The sequence below is a fragment of the Microvirga sp. Mcv34 genome (assembly GCF_024519725.1).
Taxonomy (GTDB): domain Bacteria; phylum Pseudomonadota; class Alphaproteobacteria; order Rhizobiales; family Beijerinckiaceae; genus Microvirga.
Genome location: NZ_JALJRK010000020.1, coordinates 64659 through 87772, shown reverse-complemented (window position 1 = coordinate 87772; position 23114 = coordinate 64659). Strand labels below are relative to the sequence as shown.

Genomic DNA, 23114 nt, shown 5'->3' with positions numbered 1-23114 from the left:
TCCCGGCCACCGCCTCGGCCGAAGACGTGCTGGCGCTCAAGCCCGACGGCGTGTTCCTGTCCAACGGCCCCGGCGACCCGGCGGCGACCGGCGAATACGCCGTTCCGGTGATCCGTAAGGTGCTCGACGAGAAGATCCCGACCTTCGGCATCTGCCTCGGCCACCAGATGCTGAGCCTGGCCGTGGGCGCCAAGACCAAGAAGATGCACCAGGGCCACCACGGAGCGAACCATCCGGTGAAGGACAAGACCACCGGAAAGGTCGAGATCACCTCCATGAACCACGGCTTCGCGGTGGATCCGGAAACCCTGCCGCAGAACGCCGTGGAGACCCACGTGTCCCTGTTCGACGGCTCGAATTGCGGCATCTCGCTGACCGACCGTCCGGCCTTCTCGGTGCAGTACCACCCGGAGGCCTCCCCCGGCCCCCAGGACAGCCATTACCTGTTCGACCGCTTCGTCCAGCTGATGGATCGGAAAAAGACGCAGGCTTAACAAATCTGTGAGGGCTGGCGCCGCGACAAACACGTCGATTGCGCCAGCCGCCCAAATCACGGTAACCGATCATTAACCATAAAAACAAAATGATTCCGGACCTTGGTTTGGGGGTTTCATCAAATGGATTTCGATGACGATTCCGGCGAATTCAGCCGATTGCACAACCTGTTCACCTTCCATCTCGGCATCGCCGTCACGCTATCCTGGCTGACGTCGCTCTACGCCGCCCTCTACGCACCCTGGGTGCGCAACATCCGCCCGCTGATCGACCCCGGCAATGCGGGCCCGGTCGAGAGCACCTGGTCGTATCTCTTCATCTTCCCGGTAGTGCTCACGACGGCGTGGCTGATCTCGATCTTCGGCCAGAACCTCTTCGCCAAGTTCCGCATCTTCAAGAGCCAGATCGTCGAGTTCGCCATCGCGGCGGTGGTGGCCTTCGGGATGTTCTACCTGTCCATCGACCGCGCCGTCGCGGCCATGTTCATCGGCATGTGACGCCAGGCGGGATTTCACGGTCCCGCTCGATCTTTCGTGAAAGCCATGCGTTCCCTCCCCGGTTCGAAGGGAGAGACGCATGGCCGAGGCTAAAGGATACGGCGACCCGCGGGGCTATAACGCGCCGCTCGGCACGGAGACTTATGTCTTCCGCAGCAACGGCATCGTGCCGAATTCCTCCCTGCCGCTGATCGTGCGGCGCGGAGCGATTTCGCCCTCCGAGCACGACGCCGTCAGGACCTTCAAGGCGACCTTCGCCAGGAACGGCTGGACCAATGCGTGGCTGAACGGCATCCACGATTTCCACCATTACCACCCGAACACTCATGAAGTGCTGGGCATCGTGTCCGGCTCGGGTCAGGTCCGCTTCGGCGGCGAGGACGGCGATCTCGTGGCGGTGAGCGCCGGCGACGTGGTCGTCATCCCGGCCGGGGTGGCCCATGCGCGCATCAATGCGAGCGACGATTTCTCCGTGGTCGGCGCCTATCCGGGCGGGGCCGATTACGACACGATCCGCGACGATCCGGTGGCCCTCGCGGCCTCGCAGAAACGGATCGCCCAGGTGCCCCTTCCGGAGGCCGACCCGGTCGACGGTGCGGACGGGCCGCTCATGAAGCTGTGGACCTGAACGCGATAAGGCCCCCTGCCCCGGAAGGCAGGAGGCCCTTGCCCCTACGGCTTGTTATTCTTCTTATCAGACCGACAGCGTGACCTGCACGTTGCCGCGGATGGCGTGCGAGTACGGGCAGACCACGTCGGCCTTATGCACCAGATCCGTTGCCTGCTCCTGCGACAGGCCCGGCAGGTTCGCCTTCAGCTCGACCACCAGGCCGAAGCCTGCGCCATCGTCACGCTTGCCGATCCCGACCTTGGCCTCGACATGAGCATCGGCCGGAAGGGCGATCTTGTTCTGCGCGGCGACGAATTTCAGCGCGCCGAGGAAGCAGGCCGAGTAGCCGGCCGCGAAGAGCTGTTCCGGATTGGTCCCCTCGCCGCCGGCGCCGCCGAGCTCCTTTGGCGTGGAGAGGCGAACCTCCAGCTTTCCATCGTTCGAAGCGGCAACGCCTTCGCGTCCGCCCTGGGCTGAGGCATGGGCTGTGTAGAGAGGGGTCATCGGGATGCTCCTTGAGGAGCCGGACGAGGATCCTCGCCGGCAAATTGCACGCTTACAATTCAATTGCGCGCAATCTATGTTAGACACATAACGGCGAATTAAATTGTGCGCAACCTATTTCTTTCGTAGATTGGTTTCGCGGAGGAGACGATGACCACAGACCTGACGAACTTGGCGCTCGACAATCAGCTGTGCTTCGCCTTCTATTCCGTCTCCCACGCCTTCAACCGGGCCTATCGCAGGCTCCTGGAGCCCCTGGGCCTGACCTATCCGCAATACGTGGTGCTGCTGGTGCTCTGGGAGCAGGACGAACTCACCGTGAAGGAGATCGGGGAACGGCTGTTCCTCGATTCCGGGACCCTGACCCCGCTGCTGAAGCGCCTTGAGGGCGCGGGGCATATCCGCCGCACGCGCGACAGGAAGGACGAGCGGCAGGTCAGGATCCACCTGACCGAATCCGGCCGTGCCCTGCGCGAGAGGGCGAAGGAGGTTCCCTTCCAGGTCGGCTGCATGCTGGGAATGTCCGCCGACGAGGCCCGCGCTCTGACCCAGGAGGTTGCGAAACTGCGCGGCAGGCTCCATGACTCGGCCTCGCTCCCGCCCGATCCCTGACGTCAACGAGGACAGCCTTTCGATGAACTGGCGCGATTACTGGAACCAGGACACGCCGATCTACGTGAACGAGCGGCACAAGCTCCTGCATTACCGCCTGATCGCCAACGACATCATCGGGCTCATCCCCTCGCCGGATGCGGTCGTGCTGGATTACGGCTGTGGCGAGGCGCTTGTGGCCGACAAGGTCGCGGCCCGCTGCGCGAGGCTCTACCTGAGCGACGCCGCGCCGCTCGTGCGCGAGCGCCTGAACGAGCGTTTCCGAGGCAATGAGCGGATCACGGTCCTGGCGACCGACGATGTCGCAGGCCTTGCGGATTCCTCGCTCGACCTCATCGTGGTGAACTCGCTCGCCCAGTATCTCTCCCTCGACGAGTTCCGCGGCCTCCTGAAGCTGCTGCACGGGAAGCTGAAACCTAGCGGAAGGCTGGTTCTGGGCGACATCATCCCGCCGGATCTCAGCCCTCTCACCGACGCGAAGGCGCTGCTCTCCTTCGCGTGGGAAGGCGGTTTCATGAGGGCCGCTCTCGGCGGCCTCGCCCGTACGGCCTTCTCCGAATACCGCAAGATCCGCGAGGAGCTGGGCCTTGCTCAATACAGCGAGGAGGAGATCGACGACCTCCTCGACGATGCGGGCTTCGTGCCAGAGCGCGCCGCGCGGAACCTCGGCCACAATCAGGCCCGCATGACCTTCATCGGCCGCCCGGCTCAGGCCCTCGACGCGGACGACCTCGCCTAGCGCATCGTTCGGATGAATCCCAAAAGTTCAAATCTACTTTTGGGTCCAATGCCCTAGCGCTGATCGCTCATCAGCGACAGGCCGAACACGCCGAGCCCCGCAACGGCCAGAGCCGCGCCCACCCATCCGGTCGAGGCGAAGCCGTAGCCCGCCGCGATCGCGAGGCCGCCGAGCCAGGCGCCGAGCGCATTGGCGATGTTGAAGGCGGAATGGTTGAGAGCGGCCGCCAGGGTCTGCGCATCGGCTGCCACGTCCATCAGGCGGGTCTGGAGGGCGGGCCCGATGGCGACGCTGCAGCCGACAAGGAACACGCAGGCCGAGAGCAGGTAGGGGTTGTCCGCCGTCAGCCAGAGCAGGGTCATCACCACGGCGCTGCAGGCGAGCACACCGCCGATGGTGGCCATCAGGTTCCGGTCGGCGAACCAAGCGCCGACGAGATTGCCCACGATCATGCCGGAGCCGAATAGGGCCATCATGAGGGGAACGGCGCTCTCCGGCATCCCGGCGACCTCCGTCGCCGTCGAGGCAATGTAGGAGAAGACGGAGAACAGGCCGCCGAAGCCCACGGCCCCGATGCCGAGGGTGAACCAGACCTGCTTGCGCTTGAAGGCGCCGAGCTCCCGCATCGGGCTCGCCCCCTCCTGGACCTTGTCCTTCGGCAGGAAGAGCCAGATCAGCAGCACGGTCAGCGCGCCCATGACGCCGACCGCCCCGAAGGCGAGCCGCCACGTCAGGGCCTGGCCGAACCAGGTGGCCACGGGCGTGCCGAGCAGGGTTGCGACCGTCAGGCCCAGCATGACCCGCGCCACGGCCTGGGTGCGCTTGTTCGGCGGGACCAGGGAGGCCGCCACGAGCGCGGCCACGCCGAAATAGGCGCCGTGCGGCAAACCGGTGAGGAAGCGCAGGAGCACGAAGGATTCGAAGCTCGGCGCCACGGCGCTGACCGCGTTCCCGACGGCGAACACGGCCATCAGGACGAGGAGAAGCGTCTGCCGGGCGAGCTTGGCCGCCAGGACGGCGATGATGGGAGCGCCGACCACGACCCCGAGCGCATAGGCGCTGATCGCATATCCGGCCTGCGGCGTCGTGATATGGAACTCCTGCGCGAGGTTCGGCAGTAGGCCCATGATGGCGAACTCGCCGGTTCCGATGCCGAAGCTGCCGACCGCGAGCGCCAGCTCGATCAGAGCGACGGCGAGGCGTGAGCGCGGAACGGCGGGAGCCCTGCCCTGTGCGAGACAGGCCTCCTCGGCAATGGCCATATCGGACATGAAGCCCCCAAGCTTCTCATGCGGTGCGAATGTGGGATGAGCGGCGGAGCGATGTCGAGACGCTCCTGCTGCCTCCATATTGCATCGCAAAAAGATTCGCGGGATTCGGCGGAACGCAGGCCAGGGCTGCGCTGGAAGCCTGGAACCTGTCGAACGGGATCCTCGCCTGCCCAGGGCCTATGCAAATGTCCATCTTTTGTGCGCCATGAAGCTCCACAGCATCACGACGCCGGTGGTGATGACCTGCGAGGGCAGGTAGGGACCGTCGAGCCACACCGTGAAGGCATGCATCAGGAACCAGGTCACGAGGAAGCCGACGAAGGCCACGAGGGCGAAACGCCACGTGGCCTCCCGATGGGGCCGGTCGCTTTCATAAGTATGCTTGCGGTTAAGCACATAGGACACGAGCCCTCCCGCCACATAGCCGGCAAGCGTCGCCGGCACGGGATGCGTCCCGGCGCCCTCGACGAGAGCGATGAGAAGCCCGTAATGAACCACGGCAGCCGCCACGCCGACCCCGAAGAAGGCGGTGAATTGACGGGCGAGCCGATGAAGGGAGCGGGATGCGGTCACGCCCTCTCGATAGCGGCTTCCCGGGCGCCCGTCACCTCATTCCCTGCAGGCGCCCGGCGATTCTGCGGGCAATGGCCCGGGGGGCGAATTTCGCCGCGACGGCCCCGATCCGGTTGCCCGCTCCCGGGATGACGATGGCCCGCCCGGCCTCGTAGCCGTCGATCCCCGCGCGGGCCACCGCGGCGGCGGACATGGCGTCTCCCGTGAAGAAGCCCGCCTCCCTCGGCCCCGCCGTTTCGGAAAATTCGCTCTCGGTCGGTCCGGGGCAGAGGGCCGTCACGGTCACCCCATGCGGCCTGGCCTCGTCGTGCAGGGCCTCCGAGAGAGACAGGACGAAGGCCTTCGTGGCGTAATAGACGGCCATGTAGGGCCCGGCCTGGAAGGCCGCGATGGAGGCCACGTTCAGGATCCCGCCCCGCCGGCGCTCGATCATTCCCGGGAGCATCAGGCGGCAGAGCGACGTCAGGGCCGTAACATTGAGGTCGATCATGGCGAGCTGCTGTTCGTGCGGGAGAGAGGCGAAATATCCCCTCAGGCCGAATCCCGCATTGTTGACCAGGGTGTGGACGGCGATTCTCCGCTCCAGGAGCATCTCATGGAGGTCCCGAGGGGCCTGCCGGTCCTCAAGGTCGAGGGCGACGACCTCGACGGCAACGCCATGGGCCCGCCCGATCTCGTCGCTCAGGGATTCCAGGCGCTCGTGCCGCCGGGCCGTGAGAACCAGGGAATAGCCCCGGCCGGCGAAAGCCCGCGCCAGTTCGGCGCCGATTCCGCTGGACGCTCCCGTGATCAGCGCCCAGCGCGGCTCCTCCGTCATGACCATCTTTTCCCAGTTCTCCCGCATGGCGACAGCCTGCGGCTTGTACCGCATGGGCATTGCCTGTCTAAATCATGGCTCAGGCCTTTGAATTTGCTCAAGGTCCGTGTAAGAGCCTCTCTCAACCTACAATCAGATCACATCCCGGCTGCGCTTGAAGCGCCGTAGCTCTACGGCCGCGCGGCTGGACACGCCTGGGTGGCCCAATGCCAAAGCGGACAGACATCTCCTCCATTCTCATCATCGGCGCCGGTCCGATCATCATCGGTCAGGCCTGCGAGTTCGACTACTCGGGAACACAGGCCGTGAAGGCCCTGAAGGAGGAAGGCTACCGCATCGTCCTGGTGAATTCGAACCCCGCGACGATCATGACCGATCCCGATCTCGCGGACGCCACCTACGTGGAGCCGATCACCCCCGAGATCGTCGCCAAGATCATCGAGAAGGAACGCCCGGACGCGATCCTGCCCACCATGGGCGGCCAGACCGCGCTGAACTGCGCCCTGTCGCTCAAGAAGATGGGCGTGCTCGACAAATTCAACGTGGAGATGATCGGCGCGACGGCCGAGGCCATCGACAAGGCCGAGGACCGGCAGCTCTTCCGCGAGGCCATGACCAAGATCGGCCTCGACACGCCGAAATCCCGCCTCGCCAACGCGTCGGCCCTCAAGAAGGCGGACAAGGAAGCCTATCTCGCCGAGCTCGCCCGCATGGAAGCCATGGACATGCATCCGGGCGACAAGAAGCGGATGATCGCTGCCTACAAGCTCAAGTGGGATGCCGGCGAGAACGACCGTCGCAAGCGTTACCAGGAGCACGCCATGGGCGAGGCCCTGATCGCGCTGTCCGAAGTCGGCCTGCCGGCCATCCTGCGCCCGTCCTTCACCATGGGCGGCACCGGCGGCGGCATCGCCTACAACCGCGAGGAATTCCTCGACATCGTGGAGCGGGGCCTCGACGCCTCCCCGACCAACGAGGTGCTGATCGAGGAGAGCGTGCTCGGCTGGAAGGAGTACGAGATGGAGGTCGTCCGCGACAAGGCGGACAACTGCATCATCATCTGCTCCATCGAAAACTTCGACCCGATGGGCGTGCATACGGGCGATTCCATCACCGTCGCCCCGGCCCTGACGCTCACCGACAAGGAATACCAGATCATGCGCGACGCCTCCCTGGCGGTTCTGCGCGAGATCGGCGTCGAGACCGGCGGTTCGAACGTGCAATTCGCGATCAACCCCGAGAACGGGCGCATGATCGTGATCGAGATGAACCCGCGCGTGTCGCGCTCCTCGGCACTCGCCTCGAAGGCCACGGGCTTCCCCATCGCCAAGGTGGCGGCGAAGCTCGCCGTCGGCTACACCCTCGACGAGATCGCCAACGACATCACCGGCGGCGCGACCCCGGCCTCCTTCGAGCCGACCATCGACTACGTGGTCACGAAGATCCCGCGCTTCGCCTTCGAGAAGTTCCCCGGCGCCGAGCCGACCCTGACCACGGCCATGAAGTCCGTGGGCGAGGCCATGGCCATCGGCCGCTCCTTCCCGGAATCGCTCCAGAAGGCCCTGCGCTCGCTCGAGACCGGCCTGACCGGCCTCGACGAGATCGAGATCGAGGGCATCGGCAAGGGCGACGACAAGAACGCCATCAAGGCGGCTTTGGGCACCCCGACCCCGGACCGGATCCTCAAGGTCGCGCAGGCGCTGCGCCTCGGCATCAGCCATGACGAGGTCTACGAGTCGTGCAAGATCGACCGCTGGTTCCTCGAGCAGCTCCAGGACATCGTCGACCTGGAAGCCAAGGTGAAGGCCCACGGCCTGCCGCAGACGCCGGGCGCCTTCCGGCACCTGAAGGCCATGGGCTTCTCGGATGCGCGTCTGGCCGTCCTGACCCACAAGACGGAGGCCGAGGTGCGCGAGGCGCGCCGGGCCCTCTCCGTCCGGCCGGTCTTCAAGCGCATCGACACCTGCGCGGCGGAGTTCGCGTCGCCCACCGCCTACATGTATTCGAGCTACGCCGCTCCCTTCGCCGGCCAGCCCGCCGACGAGGCCACGCCTTCGGACGCCAACAAGGTCATCATCCTCGGCGGCGGCCCGAACCGGATCGGCCAGGGCATCGAATTCGATTACTGCTGCTGTCATGCCTGCTTCGCGCTCAAGGACGCGGGCTATGAAACCATCATGATCAACTGCAACCCGGAGACGGTCTCGACCGATTACGACACCTCTGACCGGCTCTATTTCGAGCCGCTGACGCAGGAAGACGTGCTGGAAATCATCGAGACCGAGCGCTCCAAGGGCACCCTCCACGGCGTGATCGTGCAGTTCGGCGGCCAGACCCCGCTGAAACTCGCCCGCGCCCTGGAAGAGGCCGACGTGCGCATCCTCGGCACCTCGCCGGACGCCATCGACCTCGCCGAGGACCGGGACCGGTTCAAGCGCCTGCTCGACAAGCTGCACCTGAAGCAGCCGAAGAACGGCATCGCCTATTCGGTGGAGCAGGCCCGCCTGATCGCCGCCGATCTCGGCCTACCCTTCGTGGTGCGCCCAAGCTACGTGCTCGGCGGACGGGCCATGGCGATCATCCGCGACGAGACCCAGTTCGAGGATTACCTGCTCGGCACCCTGCCCAGCCTGATCCCGTCCGACATCAAGGCGCGCTACCCCAACGACAAGACGGGCCAGATCAACACGGTCCTGGGCAAGAACCCGCTGCTCTTCGACCGCTACCTCTCGGATGCGATCGAGGTGGACGTGGACTGCCTCGCCGACGGCAAGGACGTGTTCATCGCCGGTATCATGGAGCATATCGAGGAAGCGGGCATCCACTCGGGCGATTCCGCCTGCTCCCTGCCGCCCCGCTCGCTCTCGCCCGAGATCATCGTCGAGCTGGAGCGCCAGACGAAGGCCCTGGCCCTGGGCCTAGACGTGGGCGGCCTGATGAACGTGCAATACGCCATCAAGGACGGGGTGATCTACGTGCTGGAGGTGAACCCCCGCGCCTCGCGCACGGTGCCCTTCGTGGCCAAGGTCATCGGCGAGCCCATCGCCAAGATCGCGGCCCGCATCATGGCTGGCGAGCCCCTGGCCAAGTTCGCCCTGACCCCGAAGGAACTGCCGCATATCGGCGTCAAGGAAGCGGTTTTCCCGTTCGCCCGCTTCCCGGGTGTGGACGTGCTGCTCGGGCCCGAGATGCGCTCCACCGGCGAGGTGATCGGCCTCGACCGCAGCTTCGGCGTGGCCTTCGCCAAGAGCCAGCTCGGCGCCGGCAGCCAAGTCCCCAAGACTGGGGTCCTGTTCGTGTCGGTCCGCGACTCGGACAAGGCCCGCATCCTGCCCACCGTGCGAATGCTCGAGGAGATCGGCTTCCGGATCATGGCGACGGCCGGAACCCAGAAGTTTCTTGAGGAAAACGGCGTCAAGGCGACGCGGATCAACAAGGTTCTGGAGGGCCGTCCGCACGTGGTGGACGCCATCAAGAACGGCGATATTCAGCTGGTCTTCAATACTACCGAAGGGGCAGGCGCCCTCTCGGATTCCCGTTCGCTACGACAAGCTGCCCTCTTGCATAAGATACCTTACTACACCACTCTTGCAGGAGCGATTGCCGCGGCCGAGGGCATCAAGGCGTACCTCAGCGGCGATCTCGAAGTCCGGGCGCTTCAGGAATACTTTGCCTGAGGCATCCGGCCTCACATTGGAACTGCGAAGCTTCTGGTAAGTTTTCGTTGACATGCGAGGGCGCTGGAAACAGCGGCCTCGTACCTCTTTTTGGACGAGACAAACGATGGACAAGGTCCCTCTGACGATCAAGGGTTTTGCGGCGCTCGAGGAAGAACTCAAGCGCCGGCAGCAGGTAGAACGCCCCCGGATCATCCAGGCGATCGCGGAAGCCCGCGCGCTTGGCGACCTGTCGGAAAACGCCGAATACCATGCCGCTAAGGAAGCCCAATCCCTCAACGAAGGGCGGATCCTTGAGCTCGAAAGCCTGATCTCCCGCGCCGAAGTGATCGATATCGCGAAGCTCTCCGGCGACCGTATCAAGTTCGGCGCCACGGTGAAGCTCGTGGACGAGGACACCGAGGAAGAGAAGACCTACCAGATCGTCGGCGAGCCCGAGGCGGACGTGCGCTCGGGCCGCGTCTCAGTCGCCTCCCCGATCGCCCGCGCCCTGATGGGCAAGACCATCGGCGACACGGTGGAGGTCTCGACGCCTGGCGGCGGCAAATCCTATGAGGTCGTGGGCGTCCAGTTCGGCGCCTGACAAGAAAAGGGGGCAGGAGCGATGAGAAATCCCATGATGTCCCCCTTCTCCAGACGCAGCATCCTCAAAGCTTTCGCCTGTGCCGGCCTCGCCGGCGCAGGTTTTTCCATGCCTGCCCGAGCCCAGGCCTTCCCGCCGGCGTTCTCGTCCTTCGCGGTCGATGTGAGCGCCCTGAAGGACAAGGGCCTCGGCCCCTTCGCCGATCTCCTCGGCGCGGCCGCGCTCGATGAGCTGCAACGCTCATTCGCCGACCGGGTCGATCCGCGCGGCCCCCGTCTGGTGCTGGTGCTGACGAGCGTCACGATGACGGCGTTTGCCGACGGCGGCACCGGGTACCGAAGCAGGGGCGAGGGAAACAGCGGGCACGACGCCCTGGAAGGCCAGGCCCTGGCCGTGGGCCGCAGGGGCGAAGTCCTGGCCGCCCATCCGATGCTGGCCGTGCGCGACGTGAACACCAGCTCGCTCACGCCGAACGAGCAGGGCCGCGCCGTCATGATCGCCCAGCATTACGTGCGCTGGCTCAGGCGGCAATTGGTGAATTGATCAGATGGTAGGATTTAAGATTTTTTGCTTCTCGTCGTCCGCCAGAACCAGCGGATAGAAAGATCGCGGCACGAGAAGGGCATGCCCCCTAGGCCCCAAGAGCGCCAATGCGCGGCTCTCATCGAGAAGGATGGGAATCTCATAGTCCCATTGTTCCGGCGGGAGACCATGTATTCCCTTCAAGACGCGCATTCTTTGCCTGCCTTCCCTTTCCTGCCCATCTGTCAGGTATCGAAAGGTATACTCACGCGCATAATTCGGATTCACGATCTGGCGCACCCCCATGATCGTCACCGCAATAGGGTGTGGATCCTGACCCATGGCACGGTAATGCCGCCACTCCGAAAGGCTCTTCATGAGGGCTGTGAATCCTAAAGAACCCAACCCGATGCCGATCAGGCAAAGTCCCACGAGAACGATCCATCTCTCCGCTATACGGTTGATGAGCCAAGACAGAGCGACTCTGTCAGGGTTCTCGGGATCGATCTTGAGCCGCGCCCTATCCTTCGGCTCCATTCCCGCGAACACCAGAGCCAAGATCTCCGTGGTATGTGTAGCTCCGCCGGGTGTCCGATAAGTCAGGTTCAAAGAACAATGTGACAGGGGGAGAAAGGATATCTTAGTGTGGCACGTTCCCTTGAACGACTCGATCGGAACTTCCTGACCTTTGTCCCAGATCTGAGGCTCACGGAGCAGGTCCCAGCCGAATACCACGCCAAGGAAAGCAAACCCTCCGATCATGGAGAGACCGATTAGCGCGGTCATCGCAAAAGAGAAGCATTGTTTCCAGCCCAAGCGGACATGGATTGGGCGTTTAGGAAAAGTGGAAAGAGTGCTCATCGCGATTGAGATCTGGTTAATGTTATTTCATATGAATCACTTTAGATTTCAGTTTTGGCCAGGATCGAGAGCCGTCTTTTCACAGGAAATGCGTGGCGTTGTCACCCGAACGCTAGCATCGCGCCTCTGAAATAACTTTACTCGGCCGCCGCGACTACATCCTCGATCGGCACCAGCGGCTCGTCTTTGACCAGGTCGAGGGTGAACACCGGTGCGCAGCTCGGCAGGAAAGTCGGCTGGACCGAGGCACAGTCCCTGGCCTAAGCATCTGGAGCGCAGGTTCCAAGCCGAATTCTCCGAAAAAGAGCCTCAGACCAAGTCATTATATTAAATTGTTATATAGTTAGTATAGCATCCGCCGCTCTGAACATCTTCGGAGAGATCCATGTCTATCAATGTCGTGCGCCGCGGAGGCGAAGTCCTGGCCAGCCACCCGATGCTGGCCGTGCGCGATGTGAACACCAGTCCGCTCACCCCAGACGAAGAGGGCCGCGCCGTCATGATCGCCCAGCATTACGTGCGCTGGCTCAGGCGGGAGATTTGATCCATCGTGGATGACCCAGGCTCCCCTAGAGGCGCGGTTTTGCTCTGATCGAGGATCGGAGCACAGAAGATTTCACGGGATACCGGAATGCAAAGTGGCAAACTCGACCACAGGAACGTCCGGACGAAGTCGAAGAAGTTGTTGAAATACTATATCATAATTATAGACTGCCCCAAATTGTTTTTCAGGGGTCAGCATGTCCTACAATCTCGTTACCGCCGGTGGGGAAACTCGCCTTAACACCACTGTTGCAGGCAATCAGTCCAACGCTTCCTACACCTTCCTCCCCGATGGACATATCGTGGCGACTTGGTCCGGTGCAGGTGTTGGCGACGAGAGTGGTTCGTTCCAGCAGGTCTTCGATGCCAAATGGAACCGCATTGGCGGCGAAACGCGCGTCAATGTCGGCACCGAAAACTGGAATGGCGTCTTATCGACCACCGCACTCGGTGACGGTCGATGGATCAGCTTCTGGCTGACATCGAATCAAAACGGGCCTTCTGACATTCTCTTCCGGGTCTTCGGTGTGGATGGCACTGCCGGCCCTGACGTTCGCGTCAATGACACGGTCGGCGGGGCCGCCGGGACCACCGGCCAACGCAAGATCCTGAAACTGGCGAATGGGAACATGCTTGTGGCTTGGGCCGGCAACAGCACGCGGAGCGGCCAGGAAGATGATTCCGGAATGTTCTTCCATCTGCTCGATGCCAATGGACATACGATCCGCAGCGAAACCCGTATCAACGCCCCCACGGACGAAGCCATATTCTATGGGACCGTCGAGACCCTTTCCGACGGAGGGTGGGTCGCCGTCTACCGATCCCGGGTCGATACGACGAACAACCTTATTGATTTCTGGCAGCAAGCCTACAACGCGGACGGCAGTACGCGCGGAAGCGCGGTCAAGCTGACCCCCGCAGGCGGCACGACGACCAGCAATCGGTTTTCCTTCAAGGAGCTGGCGAACGGACAATGGGCAACGTTCTGGCAAGAGGGCGCCACATCCGACATCTACTATCAGGTGTTCGGATCGGATGGAGCATCGGTGCGTCCCAAAGAACTCGCCACCGCCTCGGCAGAGGGGATCCAGTCCCTTCCGATTGAGAGCTCCGGTAGAATTCCCATTTCCCTTCCCAATGGCGGATTTCTTCTGCTTTGGAAGGGAAAGGGTACCCAACCGGGTCAGGAAGACGACAGCGGCTCCTATTATGAGCGCTTCGATGCCAATGGCGTAAAGCTGGAGGAGGTCCGAATCCATACGACAGCGGCAGGAACGCAAAGTACGGCTGTTGCTTACAACACATACCAGACCGTCCAGAACGGGCAGCATATCAAGGACAAGACAGTTTTCCTCTGGACCGGCAACGGAACGCAGCCGGGCCAGGAGGATCCGGACGGCATCTTTCTCCAGATGGTCGGTGCCGATGGGATCAGGATCGGCTCGGAGGTTCGCGTCAACACGACCACCGCCGGCATCGCCGATGATTACGAATTTATACCCTTGAATGTGGATGGGCGCTTCGCGGTCACATGGTCAGTCTATAATAGCTCGAACGATCAGCCGGACATATTCGTGCAATTGTTCGACGGGAATGGCACGAAGATCGGCTCGGAAGTTCGCGTCAGTGCCACGCCAGGAAATTATTATGATCTGCGCGGTCGGGCTCTTCCAAACGGCAATTTCGTCCTGGTTTGGCAGAAGTTTGGCCAGCACGGCGACGATATCTACCAGCAGGTCTTCGATGCCAACGGCAACCGCATCGGCGGCGAGACCCTGGTCAACACGACGCCGGCGGCATCGCGGTCTCTATCGACATTCGAGGTGCTGTCGGATGGAAGCTGGATCGTCGGGTGGGAGGGCAATGGGACCCAACCGGGCCAGGAGGACGCCTACGACGAAAACACCCAAGAAGGCGGCATCTTCTTCCAGCGTTTCAGCCTCAACGCCGATCCCACGGGCCTGACACTCTCCGGCTCGATCCAGGAGAACGCCGCGGCAGAGGCCATCGCCGGCACCCTCGCGGCCGTCGATCCCGACCCGACCAGCACCTTCACCTACAGCCTTGTAGACGCGAACGGCGCACCCGTGGCACATCCGCTGTTCGAGATCGTCGGAAACACGGTGCGGGTCAAGGCCGGGGCCAAGCTCGACTTCGAGACCGCCGCGGCCCACACCCTGCGCGTCAAGGTCGCCGACGGCCTCGGCGGCAGCTACACCCAGGACGTGACCGTCACCGTCACCAACGTGCTCGAGACCACCCCCTTCCGCAAGACCGGCACGTCCGGCAACGACAGCCTGCGCGGCGAGCTCGGCAACGACATCCTCACCGGGCTGGCCGGCGACGACATTCTGGGCGGCGATCTCGGCAAGGACCGCATCCTCACCGGCACGGGCCGGGACATCGTGGTGTTCGACACCAAGCCGGGCAAGGCCAACCGCGACACCATCACCGACTTCGATCCGAAGAAGGATGCGATCCACCTCGACAACGCCATCTTCACCAAGCTCGGCAAGAAGGGCTCGGTGCTGTCGCCGGCCAAGATGAGCAAGGGCTTCTTCGCCCTCGGCAGCGCGCACGACCGGAACGACTATGTGGTCTACGACAAGAAGACCGGCGTGCTGTCCTACGACAAGGACGGCAGCGGCGCGGCGAAAGCAGTCGAGATCGCGGTATTCACCAACAAGCCGGCCCTGACGGCGGCGGACTTCTTCGTGATCTAAAGCGGTGTCCGCCGAGGGGGCGTCACGCCCCCTCGGCCTCCGCCACATCGGCGATCGGCACCAGCGGCTCGTCCTTGATCAGGTCGAGGGTGAGCGCCGTGCGCACGTTGCGCACGTTCGGCAGCGAGGTCAGCTCGGATACAAGACCCTGGAAGGAGGCGAGGTTCGGGGCGACGCATTTCAGGATGAAATCGATGTCGCCCGAGAGGGTCCAGCACTCGCGGACCATGGACCAGTCCTTCACCCGCTGCTCGAATTCCTGCAGCTCCTTCTTGCCCTGGACGTCGAGCTGCACCATGGCGAAGCAGACGATCTCGAAGCCGAGGTTCTTCGGGTCGAGGATCGCCCGATAGGCCTTGATGATCCCGGCGCTTTCCAGCGCCCGTACCCGGCGCAGGCATGGCGGTGCCGACAAGCCGACCCGGCGGGCGAGCTCCACGTTCGTGATGCCGCCGTCGGCTTGCAGTTCTCTCAGAATGGCCCAGTCGATGGAATCGAGGCGTCCGCGCACGGTAACTCCGCTCATGTACGACCGGGCAAGGGAACCGGCGGCCCGCCTTTGCCTGACCATACGGCATCAGGTCAAAAAATCTCGTCTTGGCTGAGTAGACCGTGTAGAGGGTCTACACAAGAAGGACAGGCGATTAAGTCGCAACGAACTTCATGAACTCCACAGGCTCATTGATCGAATGTTGCGCAAGGATAGCGGCCTTATCACCTGGGTGCTGACCGATGGCAAGGCCGGGGACGAGCTGCAGGCCCTGAGCGTCACGGAGGCCCTCGGCCTCACGCCCGAGATCCGCCGGGTCAAGCCGCGGCCGCCCTTCAGCTGGCTCATGCCCTGGGGTCCCATCGACCCGCGCGAACGCCCGAGTATTACCGGCAGCCCTATCGCGCCGCCCTACCCTGACCTTCTCGTCGCATCGGGCCGTCGGGCTGTCGCCTATTTGCGCCACGTGAAGAAGGCCACGGGCGGAAAAGCCTACACGGTGTTCCTCAAGGATCCGCGCACGGGCCCGGACACGGCCGATTTCATCTGGTCGCCCGAATACGACCGCCTGCGCGGCCCCAACGTCCTCAACACCCTGCCCCCACCGCACCGGGTCACCGCCGGCAAGCTCGAAGCGGCCCGGGCCCGTCCCGATCCGCGCCTCGCCTGCCTCTCCCGGCCGCGCGTCGCGGTCCTGGCCGGCGGCAACTCTCGCCATCACCGCTTTACGGACGAGGACGTCGCCCGCTTCATCGGGCACCTGACGGCCCTGGCCGAGACGGGAGCCGGCCTGATGGTCACCGCCTCGCGCCGCACGCCACCGGCCCTGCGGGAGGCCTTGACGGGTCTGACTGCCCGTCACGGCGGTTTCTTCTGGGACGGCAGCGGCGACAACCCCTATGTGGACTTCCTCGCCCAGGCCGAATTCATCGTCGCGACGGCGGATTCCTCCAATATGATCGGCGAGGCCGCCGTAACGGGACGGCCGATCCTGGTTTTCGAGCCCTCCGGGGGACACCCTAAACTGGATGTTTACATGCAGGCCCTTAAAGCCCATGGAATTGTGCATCCGTTCGAGGGTCGTCTTGAAGGACAGCCCTATGAACCCCTAAATTCAACACCCAAGATCGCGAAGGCGATAGCCGAGGACTTCGGGCGCCACCGCCGCGCCCTGGGCCTGCCGGACATCGCCCTATCACTGGAGACCCCCTGATGGCCCATTCTCACGCCAAGCTCATCATCATCGGCTCGGGGCCTGCGGGCTATACGGCGGCGATCTACGCGGCGCGTGCCCTTCTCGAACCCGTGATGATCTCCGGCTTCCAGCCGGGCGGGCAGCTCATGATCACCACCGATGTGGAGAACTATCCGGGCTTCGCCGACGTGATCCAGGGTCCCTGGCTCATGGAACAGATGCGCATGCAGGCCGAGCATGTGGGCACCAGGATGATCTCCGACCACATCACCAAGGTGGACCTGAAGCAGCATCCCTTCCGGCTCGAAGGCGATTCCGGCGATGTCTATACTTGCGACGCGCTGGTCGTCGCCACCGGCGCCCAGGCCAAGTGGCTGGGCCTGCCGTCGGAGGGCCAGTTCCAGGGCTTCGGCGTGTCGGCCTGCGCGACCTGCGACGGCTTCTTCTATCGTGGTAAGGAGGTCGTGGTGGTGGGCGGCGGCAACACGGCCGTCGAGGAGGCGCTCTATCTGGCCAATCTCGCCTCCAAGGTCACTCTGGTCCACCGCCGGGATTCCCTGCGGGCCGAGCGCATCCTGCAGGATCGCCTGTTCAAGCATCCCAAGGTCGAGGTGATCTGGAACTCGGCCGTCGACGAGATCTGCGGCTCGGAGAACCCCTCCTCCGTCACCCATGTACGGCTGAAGAACCTGGTTTCGGGCGAGGCCTCGGAGTTCAAGACCGATGGTGTCTTCATCGCCATCGGCCACAAGCCGGCGACGGAGCTCTTCACCGGTCAGCTCGACATGAAGCCCGGCGGCTATCTGCTGACGAAACCCGGCTCGACCGAGACCAATATTCCCGGTGTCTTCGCGGCTGGCGACGTGACGGACGACATCTACCGGCAGGCCGTCACCTCGGCAGGCATGGGCTGCATGGCGGCCCTGGACGCGGAGCGTTACCTGGCGGCTCTCGAAGCCACCCAGGAAGCCGCCGAATAGGTTTTATTAACAACTGGTTAGTCCTTAGGCCGATTTCCAGTTGCATCGGACCCTCGGCTCATAAGAGATAAGAGTTGCCTTGCGTCAGGAGCATGTGAGGCATGAGGGGAATGCCGTGGACTGGGATAAAATCCGGATTTTCTATACGGTCGCTGAAGCAGGCAGCTTCACCCGGGCCGGAGACGATCTGGGTTTGAGCCAATCGGCCGTCAGCCGCCAGATCAGCGCCCTCGAGCGCGAATTGCGCGCTCCCCTCTTCCACCGCCATGCCCGCGGCCTGATCCTGACCGAGCAGGGAGACCTGCTGTTCAGGGCCGCCCGCGACATGCGCATGCGGCTGGAGACCACCAAGGCCCGGCTCGTCGAAACCAGCGAGCGGCCTTCGGGCGAGCTGAAGGTGACGACCACCGTGGGTCTGGGCTCTATCTGGCTCGCCCAGCGCATCGCCGAGTTTCTCGACCTCTATCCGGATGTCCGCGTCGAGCTGATCCTGTCCAACGAGGAGCTGGACCTCGCCATGCGCGAGGCCGATGTGGCCATCCGCCTGCGCCGCCCGGCCCAGCCCGACCTGATCCAGCGCCGCCTCTTCACGGTGCATTTCCACGTCTATGCCTCGGCGGATTACCTGAAGCGGTTCGGCGAGCCCAAGACCCTGGAGGATCTGGACGAGCACCGGATCGTTTCCTTCGGCGGCGACCAGCCGTCCTATCTCATGGCCGTGCACTGGCTCTCGACGGCTGGACGCGAGGGACGCGAGCCGCGCCAGTATCACTATGTCGTGAACAACATCACGGCCCTGAAGCTGGCTGTCGAGACCGGGGCGGGCATCGCCGTGCTGCCGGATTATGCGGTGGTCGGCAATCCGGACCTGATCCAGATCCTGCGGGACGTGGAGATGCCATCCCTCGACAGCTATCTCGTCTATGCTGAGGAAATGCGCTCCGTAGCCCGCGTTCAGGCCTTCCGAGATTTCCTGATTTCCAAGGCTCAGCGCTGGACGTTCTGAGGCGAATCCCCGCCAAGCTCGATAGCTCTTCCAATTTTGTCCGTCAGATGACGCGAGCCATGCGCTTTGTGCAGCCCTTTTATGAGGCATGCTGCATTGCAAATAGGCGCTTAGCGGCCGATATCACCCGTGGCTGATTTCAACGCGGCAGTGCTTTTCTTCCTCCCGGCGCTGCCGTGTCGGCCGTTCCCTCTGGAAGGTTTTGACTTTTGTCGGACCTCTACTTTAGCCGGGCTTCGCGCCCGGCTTTTTTTTGCCCTGAGCCCGCGATCAGGGTCGGTCCTGATTCACCTCTTCCTTGAGCGCGCGGCGCAGGACCTTGCCCACGTTGGTCTTCGGCAAGGTGTCCCGGAATTCGATCCGGCGCGGCACCTTGTAGCCGGTGAGGTTCTCCCGGCAGAACTCGCGCAATTCCTCGACGGTGAGGGCCTGATCCCGGCGGACCACGTAGGCCACAACCGTTTCGCCGGAATGCTCATCCGGCAGACCGATGACGGCGGCTTCCATGACACCGGGATGCTTGACGATCACGTCTTCGACTTCGTTCGGATAGACGTTGAATCCGGACACGAGGACCATGTCCTTCATCCGGTCGACGATCTTGATCTGGCCGTCGGGCAGCATCACGGCCACGTCGCCGGTCCGGAACCAGCCATCCGCCGTCATGACCTTCACGGTCTCGTCCGGCCGCTGCCAGTAGCCCGCCATGACTTGCGGGCCCTTCACGCAGAGCTCGCCCCGCTCGCCGGGAGGGAGAGCCGTTCCGTCACCGGCGCGGACGGAGACATCCGTCGAGGGCAGCGGGTAGCCGATGGTGCCGGTGAACTCCTCGATGTCGAGCCGGTTGGCGCAGACCACGGGCGAGGTCTCCGACAGGCCGTAGCCTTCGACGATGGGCTGCCCGGTCACGGCCTTCCATTTCTTCGCCACCGCCTCCTGGGTGGCCATGCCGCCGGAGACGGCGAAGACCATCTGGGAGAAATCGACCTTCTCGATGCCCGGCGCATTTGCGAGCGCATTGTAGAGCGTATTGAGACCGGACATGAGGGTGATCCGGCTCTTCTGCAGGGTCTTGACGAAGCCCGGGATGTCGCGCGGATTGGCGATCAGGAGCTGGCACCCGCCGATCCGCGTCATCAGCATGGCGCAGACCGTGAGGGCAAAGATGTGATAGAGCGGCAGGGCCGTAACCATCAGGTGGTCCTGCCGGTCGCCAAAGAATGGCCGCATCCAGGCCTCGCACTGGATCACGTTGGCGGCCACGTTGCGGTGGAGCAGGGTCGCGCCCTTGGCGACGCCCGTGGTGCCGCCGGTATATTGCAGGAAGGCGACGTCGTCGGGCGACACGGCCACCGGCTGTGGCTTCTGCCGCCCCCCTTGGACGATGACGGACTTGAAGGCGACGGCCTGCGGCAGACTGAAAGGCTTCACGGCCTTCTTCAGGTGGCGCGAGACCAGGTTGACGACGGCCCCCTTGAGACCGAGGAGATCGCCCGGCGTGACCAGAACCACCCGGTCGAGTCTGAGATCGGGCAGGGATTCCTCGACCGTCGTGGCGAAGTTCTCCAGCACGAACAGGAACCGCGCTCCGGAATCCTTGAGCTGATAGGTCAGCTCCCGCGGGGTATAGAGAGGGTTGACGTTGACCACCGTGCCGCCGGCGAGCAGCACCCCGAACAGGATCGCCGGAAAAGCCATCACGTTCGGCAGCATGATCGCCACTCGGTCGCCCTTCTTCAGGCCCTGGGCCTGAAGCCACGCGGCAACCGCATCGGCTTCCCGCCCCAGGGTCGCGTAGGTCATACGCGTCCCGAAGCTCTCGACGGCGGCCCGGTTCGGGTACTCGGCGACGGCTTGGCGGAAGATGTCGTTGAGGGTGCCGATCCTGGCCTCGTCGATCGTCTTGGGAACCTGCGCCGGGTAGGAATCGAGCCAAGGGCGGGCGGCATAGGCATCCGTCGCGCCTGCCGTGGCAGGGGCCGGGGTCGACACGGTCATCATTGTCCTCCGCTGCGGGGCGAGGTTGGTTTCCTGGGAGATGGCGTCTCCATAAGAATATAACTTGGCGCGGGCGAGCCCGTTTGTCGATGGAAATAGTTTAGAGATGAACGATTGGATGAGAGGCCACCACCTCTCCCCGGTGGGGAGAGGTCGAGCGCAGGGAGGATGAGGGGTTACGCCCTCTCCGGATGGACCCGTACCCCCTCACCCGCGCCTCCGGCGCGACCTCTCCCTCAAGGAGAGGTAAATCCACGTCATAGGCGGTCAGCTTCACGCCCGAGGAAGTGAGCCATCTCCCTAACTCTCAATGAGCCTTCTGCAGCACCATGTCGGCCGGGCGGCCGCTCAGCTCCGCCATGTGGTCGAACCGGGTCGAGAAGGTCCCGACGCCGGCCGTAGCCGAGCGCAGCTCGACAATCAGATCGCCGATTTCGGACTCCGGAATGGTGGCGCTCAGGACTTGCCAGCCGGACCAGCCGGGGCGCTCATCGTACCCCTGGATCTGTCCGCGCCGTCCGGTCACGAGGGCCGTCGCCTTGGACAGGGCCTCGGACGGGATCGTGATCTCCACCGACAGCACGGGCTCCAGCAGCACGGGCTTCGCCTTCGGCAGGGCCTCCGCCAGAGCGAGCTTGGCGGCCGCCTGGAAGGCCGCGTCCGAGGAATCCACCGTGTGGTAGGAACCGTCGGTGAGCATCACCGCGAGGTCGACCACGGGGAAGCCCAGCGGCCCGCATTTGAGCGCATCCCGCACCCCCGTTTCGACCGACGGGATGTACTGGCGCGGCACCACGCCCCCCGTGATCTGGTCCTGGAACGCGAACCCCTCCCCGCGCGGCAGCGGCCTGATCTCGATCATCACGTCGCCGAACTGGCCGTGCCCGCCGGTCTGCTTGCGGTGCCGGCCGCGGGCGGCGGCGGGCAGCTTGATCGTCTCGCAATAGGCCACCCGGGGCTTCGCCGTCTCGACGCCGACCTGGAAGCGCGAAGCCAGCTTCTCCACGGCCACGCGCAGGTGCATCTCGCCTTGCCCGTGGAGCCGGATCTCCCCCATCTCGGGCCGGTTTTCGATCACGAGGGACGGGTCCTCCTCGGTGATCTTGGCGAGCGCGCTCGACAGGCGCACGTCGTCTTTGCGGTCCTTCACCTTGAGGGCCAGCACGTAGACGGATTCGGGCGGCGCGGGCGATACGATGGCCTCGGGCCTGGCCTTGCCGGCCGCGAAGGCGTCCCCGGTGGCAATCCCCTCCAGCCGGCCGAACCCGACCGTGTCGCCGGCCACCGCTTCCGCCTTGCGGTTGAGCGCGCTGCCGAGAAGCGTCGCGAGGCTGCCGATCCGCGCCTCCGCCCCGCGCGAGCCGACGACAGTGTCGCCCTCGTGGAAGGTGCCGCGCAGGACCCGGGCGATGGTGAGTTTGCCGCCCTGCCCCATATGCAGGGTCTTCATGGCTTGGGCCAGGGGCGCGCCCTCCTCGGGAACGCCGAGGCGGGCACGGGTCTCCGCCAGGGTCGGCGCCTCGTGACGGAGGGCCTTCAGGAGCCGCGTGATGCCGTTGCCGCGCTCGGCCGAGCCGATCAGGGCCGGCACCACATGACGCTCCTTCAGCTCCTTCGACAGGTCGTCGAAGATCTGGTCGCGCGGCGGCTCGATCTCCGAGATCAGCTCCTCCATGAGCTCGTCGTCGTAATCGGCCAGGCGTTCGAGCATGGCGAAGCGCGCTTCCTTCTCGCGGGGCAGCTCGCCCTCGGGCAGGTCCACGATCTCGCTCGGTGCATGCTCGCGATAGATGAAGGCGCGCTCCAGGGCGAGATCGATGAAGCCGACGGCGATGCCGTCCTTCCAGAGGGGGATCTGGCGCAGGAGCAGGGGCGTGCGCGAGGCCTGCTGCAGCAGCGCGAGCGTCTCGCGGATGCGCTGGGTCGCGGTGTCGATCTTGTTGATGAAGAGGAAGCGCGGGATATCCGCCTCCTCGAGCTCCCGCAGGATGATTTCAAGGGCCGGAATCTTGCGCTCGTCCGCCTCGCAGACGACGATCGCCGCGTCGCAGACCGGCGTGACGTTGCGCATCTCGTGCAGGAATTCCGTCGAGCCGGGGCAGTCCACGAAGGTCATGCTCTCGCCGAGGAATTCCACCGTCGCCACGTTGGGCTCGATGCTCATGGCATGGGCGCGGGCCTCCGCGCTCGCATCTCCGACGCTGTCGCCGCTGGACACGCGGCCCGCGCGCGAAATCGCTCCGGTGCGCTCCACGATAGCTTCGAGAAGCGTGGTCTTGCCGCTCTGAAACGGGCCGACGATCGCGATGCATCGCGGGCCCGAACCTAGTCTGCCGTTGGGTGCCATAGGACATCATCCTCCCTGCCCCCATTCATCGGCGCGCTCTTGCGGGACGCGTTGCCATGAATGCTCTGCCT

Annotated in this window: 21 protein-coding genes; 13 read left to right on the top strand and 8 right to left on the bottom strand. The window is 64.2% G+C overall.

The features are described 5' to 3' along the window. From OC446_RS13215 to OC446_RS13205, 3 genes are all read left to right on the top strand, one after another. Nucleotides 1-494, top strand: a 494-nt coding sequence (locus OC446_RS13215; RefSeq protein ID WP_262029488.1) for a glutamine amidotransferase-related protein, incomplete at its 5' end; no start/stop codon positions are given. Between the two features lie 123 nt (nucleotides 495-617). Further along, the gene (locus tag OC446_RS13210) at nucleotides 618-992 is read left to right on the top strand and encodes a hypothetical protein (RefSeq protein WP_262029487.1); all 375 of its coding nucleotides are present in this window, start codon (nucleotides 618-620) and stop codon (nucleotides 990-992) included. Nucleotides 993-1071: 79 nt separating this feature from the next. After that, nucleotides 1072-1620, top strand: coding sequence for a cupin domain-containing protein (locus OC446_RS13205; protein ID WP_262029486.1), 549 nt, complete (start codon nucleotides 1072-1074; stop codon nucleotides 1618-1620). Between the two features lie 66 nt (nucleotides 1621-1686). Here the strand turns inward: OC446_RS13205 and OC446_RS13200 are convergent, their stop codons facing one another. Then, on the bottom strand, nucleotides 1687-2106 hold the full coding sequence (locus OC446_RS13200; protein ID WP_262029485.1) for an organic hydroperoxide resistance protein: 420 nt from the start codon (nucleotides 2104-2106) through the stop codon (nucleotides 1687-1689). Nucleotides 2107-2256: 150 nt separating this feature from the next. Here OC446_RS13200 and OC446_RS13195 point away from each other — a divergent pair, with 150 nt between their 5' ends. Both OC446_RS13195 and OC446_RS13190 read left to right on the top strand, forming a co-directional pair. After that, on the top strand, nucleotides 2257-2718 hold the full coding sequence (locus tag OC446_RS13195) for a MarR family winged helix-turn-helix transcriptional regulator (protein ID WP_262029484.1): 462 nt from the start codon (nucleotides 2257-2259) through the stop codon (nucleotides 2716-2718). Then, nucleotides 2687-3457 carry a class I SAM-dependent methyltransferase gene (locus OC446_RS13190; RefSeq protein WP_410055071.1) on the top strand — a complete coding sequence of 257 codons (771 nt, stop codon included), beginning with the start codon at nucleotides 2687-2689 and terminating at the stop codon, nucleotides 3455-3457. Before OC446_RS13195 ends, OC446_RS13190 begins: the two co-directional genes overlap by 32 nt. 53 nt (nucleotides 3458-3510) lie before the next feature. On the opposite strand, the gene OC446_RS13185 is transcribed toward OC446_RS13190, so the two are convergent. The 3 genes from OC446_RS13185 to OC446_RS13175 form a co-directional block, all read right to left on the bottom strand. Next, on the bottom strand, nucleotides 3511-4728 hold the full coding sequence (locus tag OC446_RS13185) for an MFS transporter (protein WP_262029483.1): 1218 nt from the start codon (nucleotides 4726-4728) through the stop codon (nucleotides 3511-3513). A 177-nt stretch (nucleotides 4729-4905) separates the two neighbouring features. Beyond that, complete coding sequence (locus OC446_RS13180; RefSeq protein WP_262029482.1) at nucleotides 4906-5301, bottom strand: GtrA family protein; 396 nt, start codon at nucleotides 5299-5301, stop codon at nucleotides 4906-4908. A 31-nt stretch (nucleotides 5302-5332) separates the two neighbouring features. After that, on the bottom strand, nucleotides 5333-6172 hold the full coding sequence (locus OC446_RS13175) for an SDR family NAD(P)-dependent oxidoreductase (RefSeq protein WP_262029481.1): 840 nt from the start codon (nucleotides 6170-6172) through the stop codon (nucleotides 5333-5335). 152 nt (nucleotides 6173-6324) lie between these two features. On the opposite strand from OC446_RS13175, the gene carB reads away from it, so the two are divergent. From carB to OC446_RS13160, 3 genes are all read left to right on the top strand, one after another. Beyond that, nucleotides 6325-9795, top strand: coding sequence for a carbamoyl-phosphate synthase large subunit (carB, locus tag OC446_RS13170; protein WP_262029480.1), 3471 nt, complete (start codon nucleotides 6325-6327; stop codon nucleotides 9793-9795). Nucleotides 9796-9901: 106 nt separating this feature from the next. Continuing rightward, on the top strand, nucleotides 9902-10378 hold the full coding sequence (greA, locus tag OC446_RS13165; protein ID WP_262029479.1) for a transcription elongation factor GreA: 477 nt from the start codon (nucleotides 9902-9904) through the stop codon (nucleotides 10376-10378). 33 nt (nucleotides 10379-10411) lie between these two features. Then, entirely contained in the window at nucleotides 10412-10921 is a 510-nt protein-coding gene (locus OC446_RS13160) for a hypothetical protein (RefSeq protein ID WP_262029478.1), read from the top strand. Here OC446_RS13160 and OC446_RS13155 read toward each other — a convergent pair whose 3' ends face one another. Next, nucleotides 10922-11761 carry a hypothetical protein gene (locus OC446_RS13155; protein ID WP_262029477.1) on the bottom strand — a complete coding sequence of 280 codons (840 nt, stop codon included), beginning with the start codon at nucleotides 11759-11761 and terminating at the stop codon, nucleotides 10922-10924. A gap of 385 nt (nucleotides 11762-12146) precedes the next feature. Here OC446_RS13155 and OC446_RS13150 point away from each other — a divergent pair, with 385 nt between their 5' ends. Both OC446_RS13150 and OC446_RS13145 read left to right on the top strand, forming a co-directional pair. Further along, entirely contained in the window at nucleotides 12147-12305 is a 159-nt protein-coding gene (locus OC446_RS13150) for a hypothetical protein (RefSeq protein WP_262029476.1), read from the top strand. Nucleotides 12306-12501: 196 nt separating this feature from the next. Next, complete coding sequence (locus tag OC446_RS13145) at nucleotides 12502-15027, top strand: cadherin domain-containing protein (RefSeq protein ID WP_262029475.1); 2526 nt, start codon at nucleotides 12502-12504, stop codon at nucleotides 15025-15027. Nucleotides 15028-15049: 22 nt separating this feature from the next. On the opposite strand, the gene OC446_RS13140 is transcribed toward OC446_RS13145, so the two are convergent. After that, nucleotides 15050-15553 carry an Lrp/AsnC family transcriptional regulator gene (locus tag OC446_RS13140; RefSeq protein WP_410055070.1) on the bottom strand — a complete coding sequence of 168 codons (504 nt, stop codon included), beginning with the start codon at nucleotides 15551-15553 and terminating at the stop codon, nucleotides 15050-15052. Nucleotides 15554-15716: 163 nt separating this feature from the next. On the opposite strand from OC446_RS13140, the gene OC446_RS13135 reads away from it, so the two are divergent. The 3 genes from OC446_RS13135 (at nucleotide 15717) to OC446_RS13125 (ending at nucleotide 18698) form a co-directional block, all read left to right on the top strand. After that, a complete protein-coding gene (locus OC446_RS13135) occupies nucleotides 15717-16730 on the top strand; it encodes a mitochondrial fission ELM1 family protein (protein WP_262029474.1) in 1014 nt (337 codons plus the stop codon). After that, nucleotides 16730-17692: a thioredoxin-disulfide reductase gene (gene trxB / locus OC446_RS13130; RefSeq protein ID WP_262029473.1), complete on the top strand. Its 963-nt coding sequence runs from the start codon at nucleotides 16730-16732 to the stop codon at nucleotides 17690-17692. The genes OC446_RS13135 and trxB overlap by 1 nt, the downstream gene beginning before the upstream one ends. Before the next feature lie 115 nt (nucleotides 17693-17807). Next, entirely contained in the window at nucleotides 17808-18698 is an 891-nt protein-coding gene (locus OC446_RS13125) for a LysR family transcriptional regulator (RefSeq protein WP_009764607.1), read from the top strand. A 270-nt stretch (nucleotides 18699-18968) separates the two neighbouring features. Here the strand turns inward: OC446_RS13125 and OC446_RS13120 are convergent, their stop codons facing one another. Together OC446_RS13120 and OC446_RS13115 are read right to left on the bottom strand one after the other, a co-directional pair. After that, nucleotides 18969-20696 (bottom strand): AMP-binding protein, encoded by a 1728-nt coding sequence (locus OC446_RS13120; protein WP_262029493.1) that lies wholly within the window; start codon nucleotides 20694-20696, stop codon nucleotides 18969-18971. A 307-nt stretch (nucleotides 20697-21003) separates the two neighbouring features. Beyond that, nucleotides 21004-23043, bottom strand: a complete 2040-nt coding sequence (locus OC446_RS13115) for an elongation factor G (RefSeq protein ID WP_262029472.1) — start codon at nucleotides 23041-23043, stop codon at nucleotides 21004-21006. Nucleotides 23044-23114: the final 71 nt, after the last annotated feature.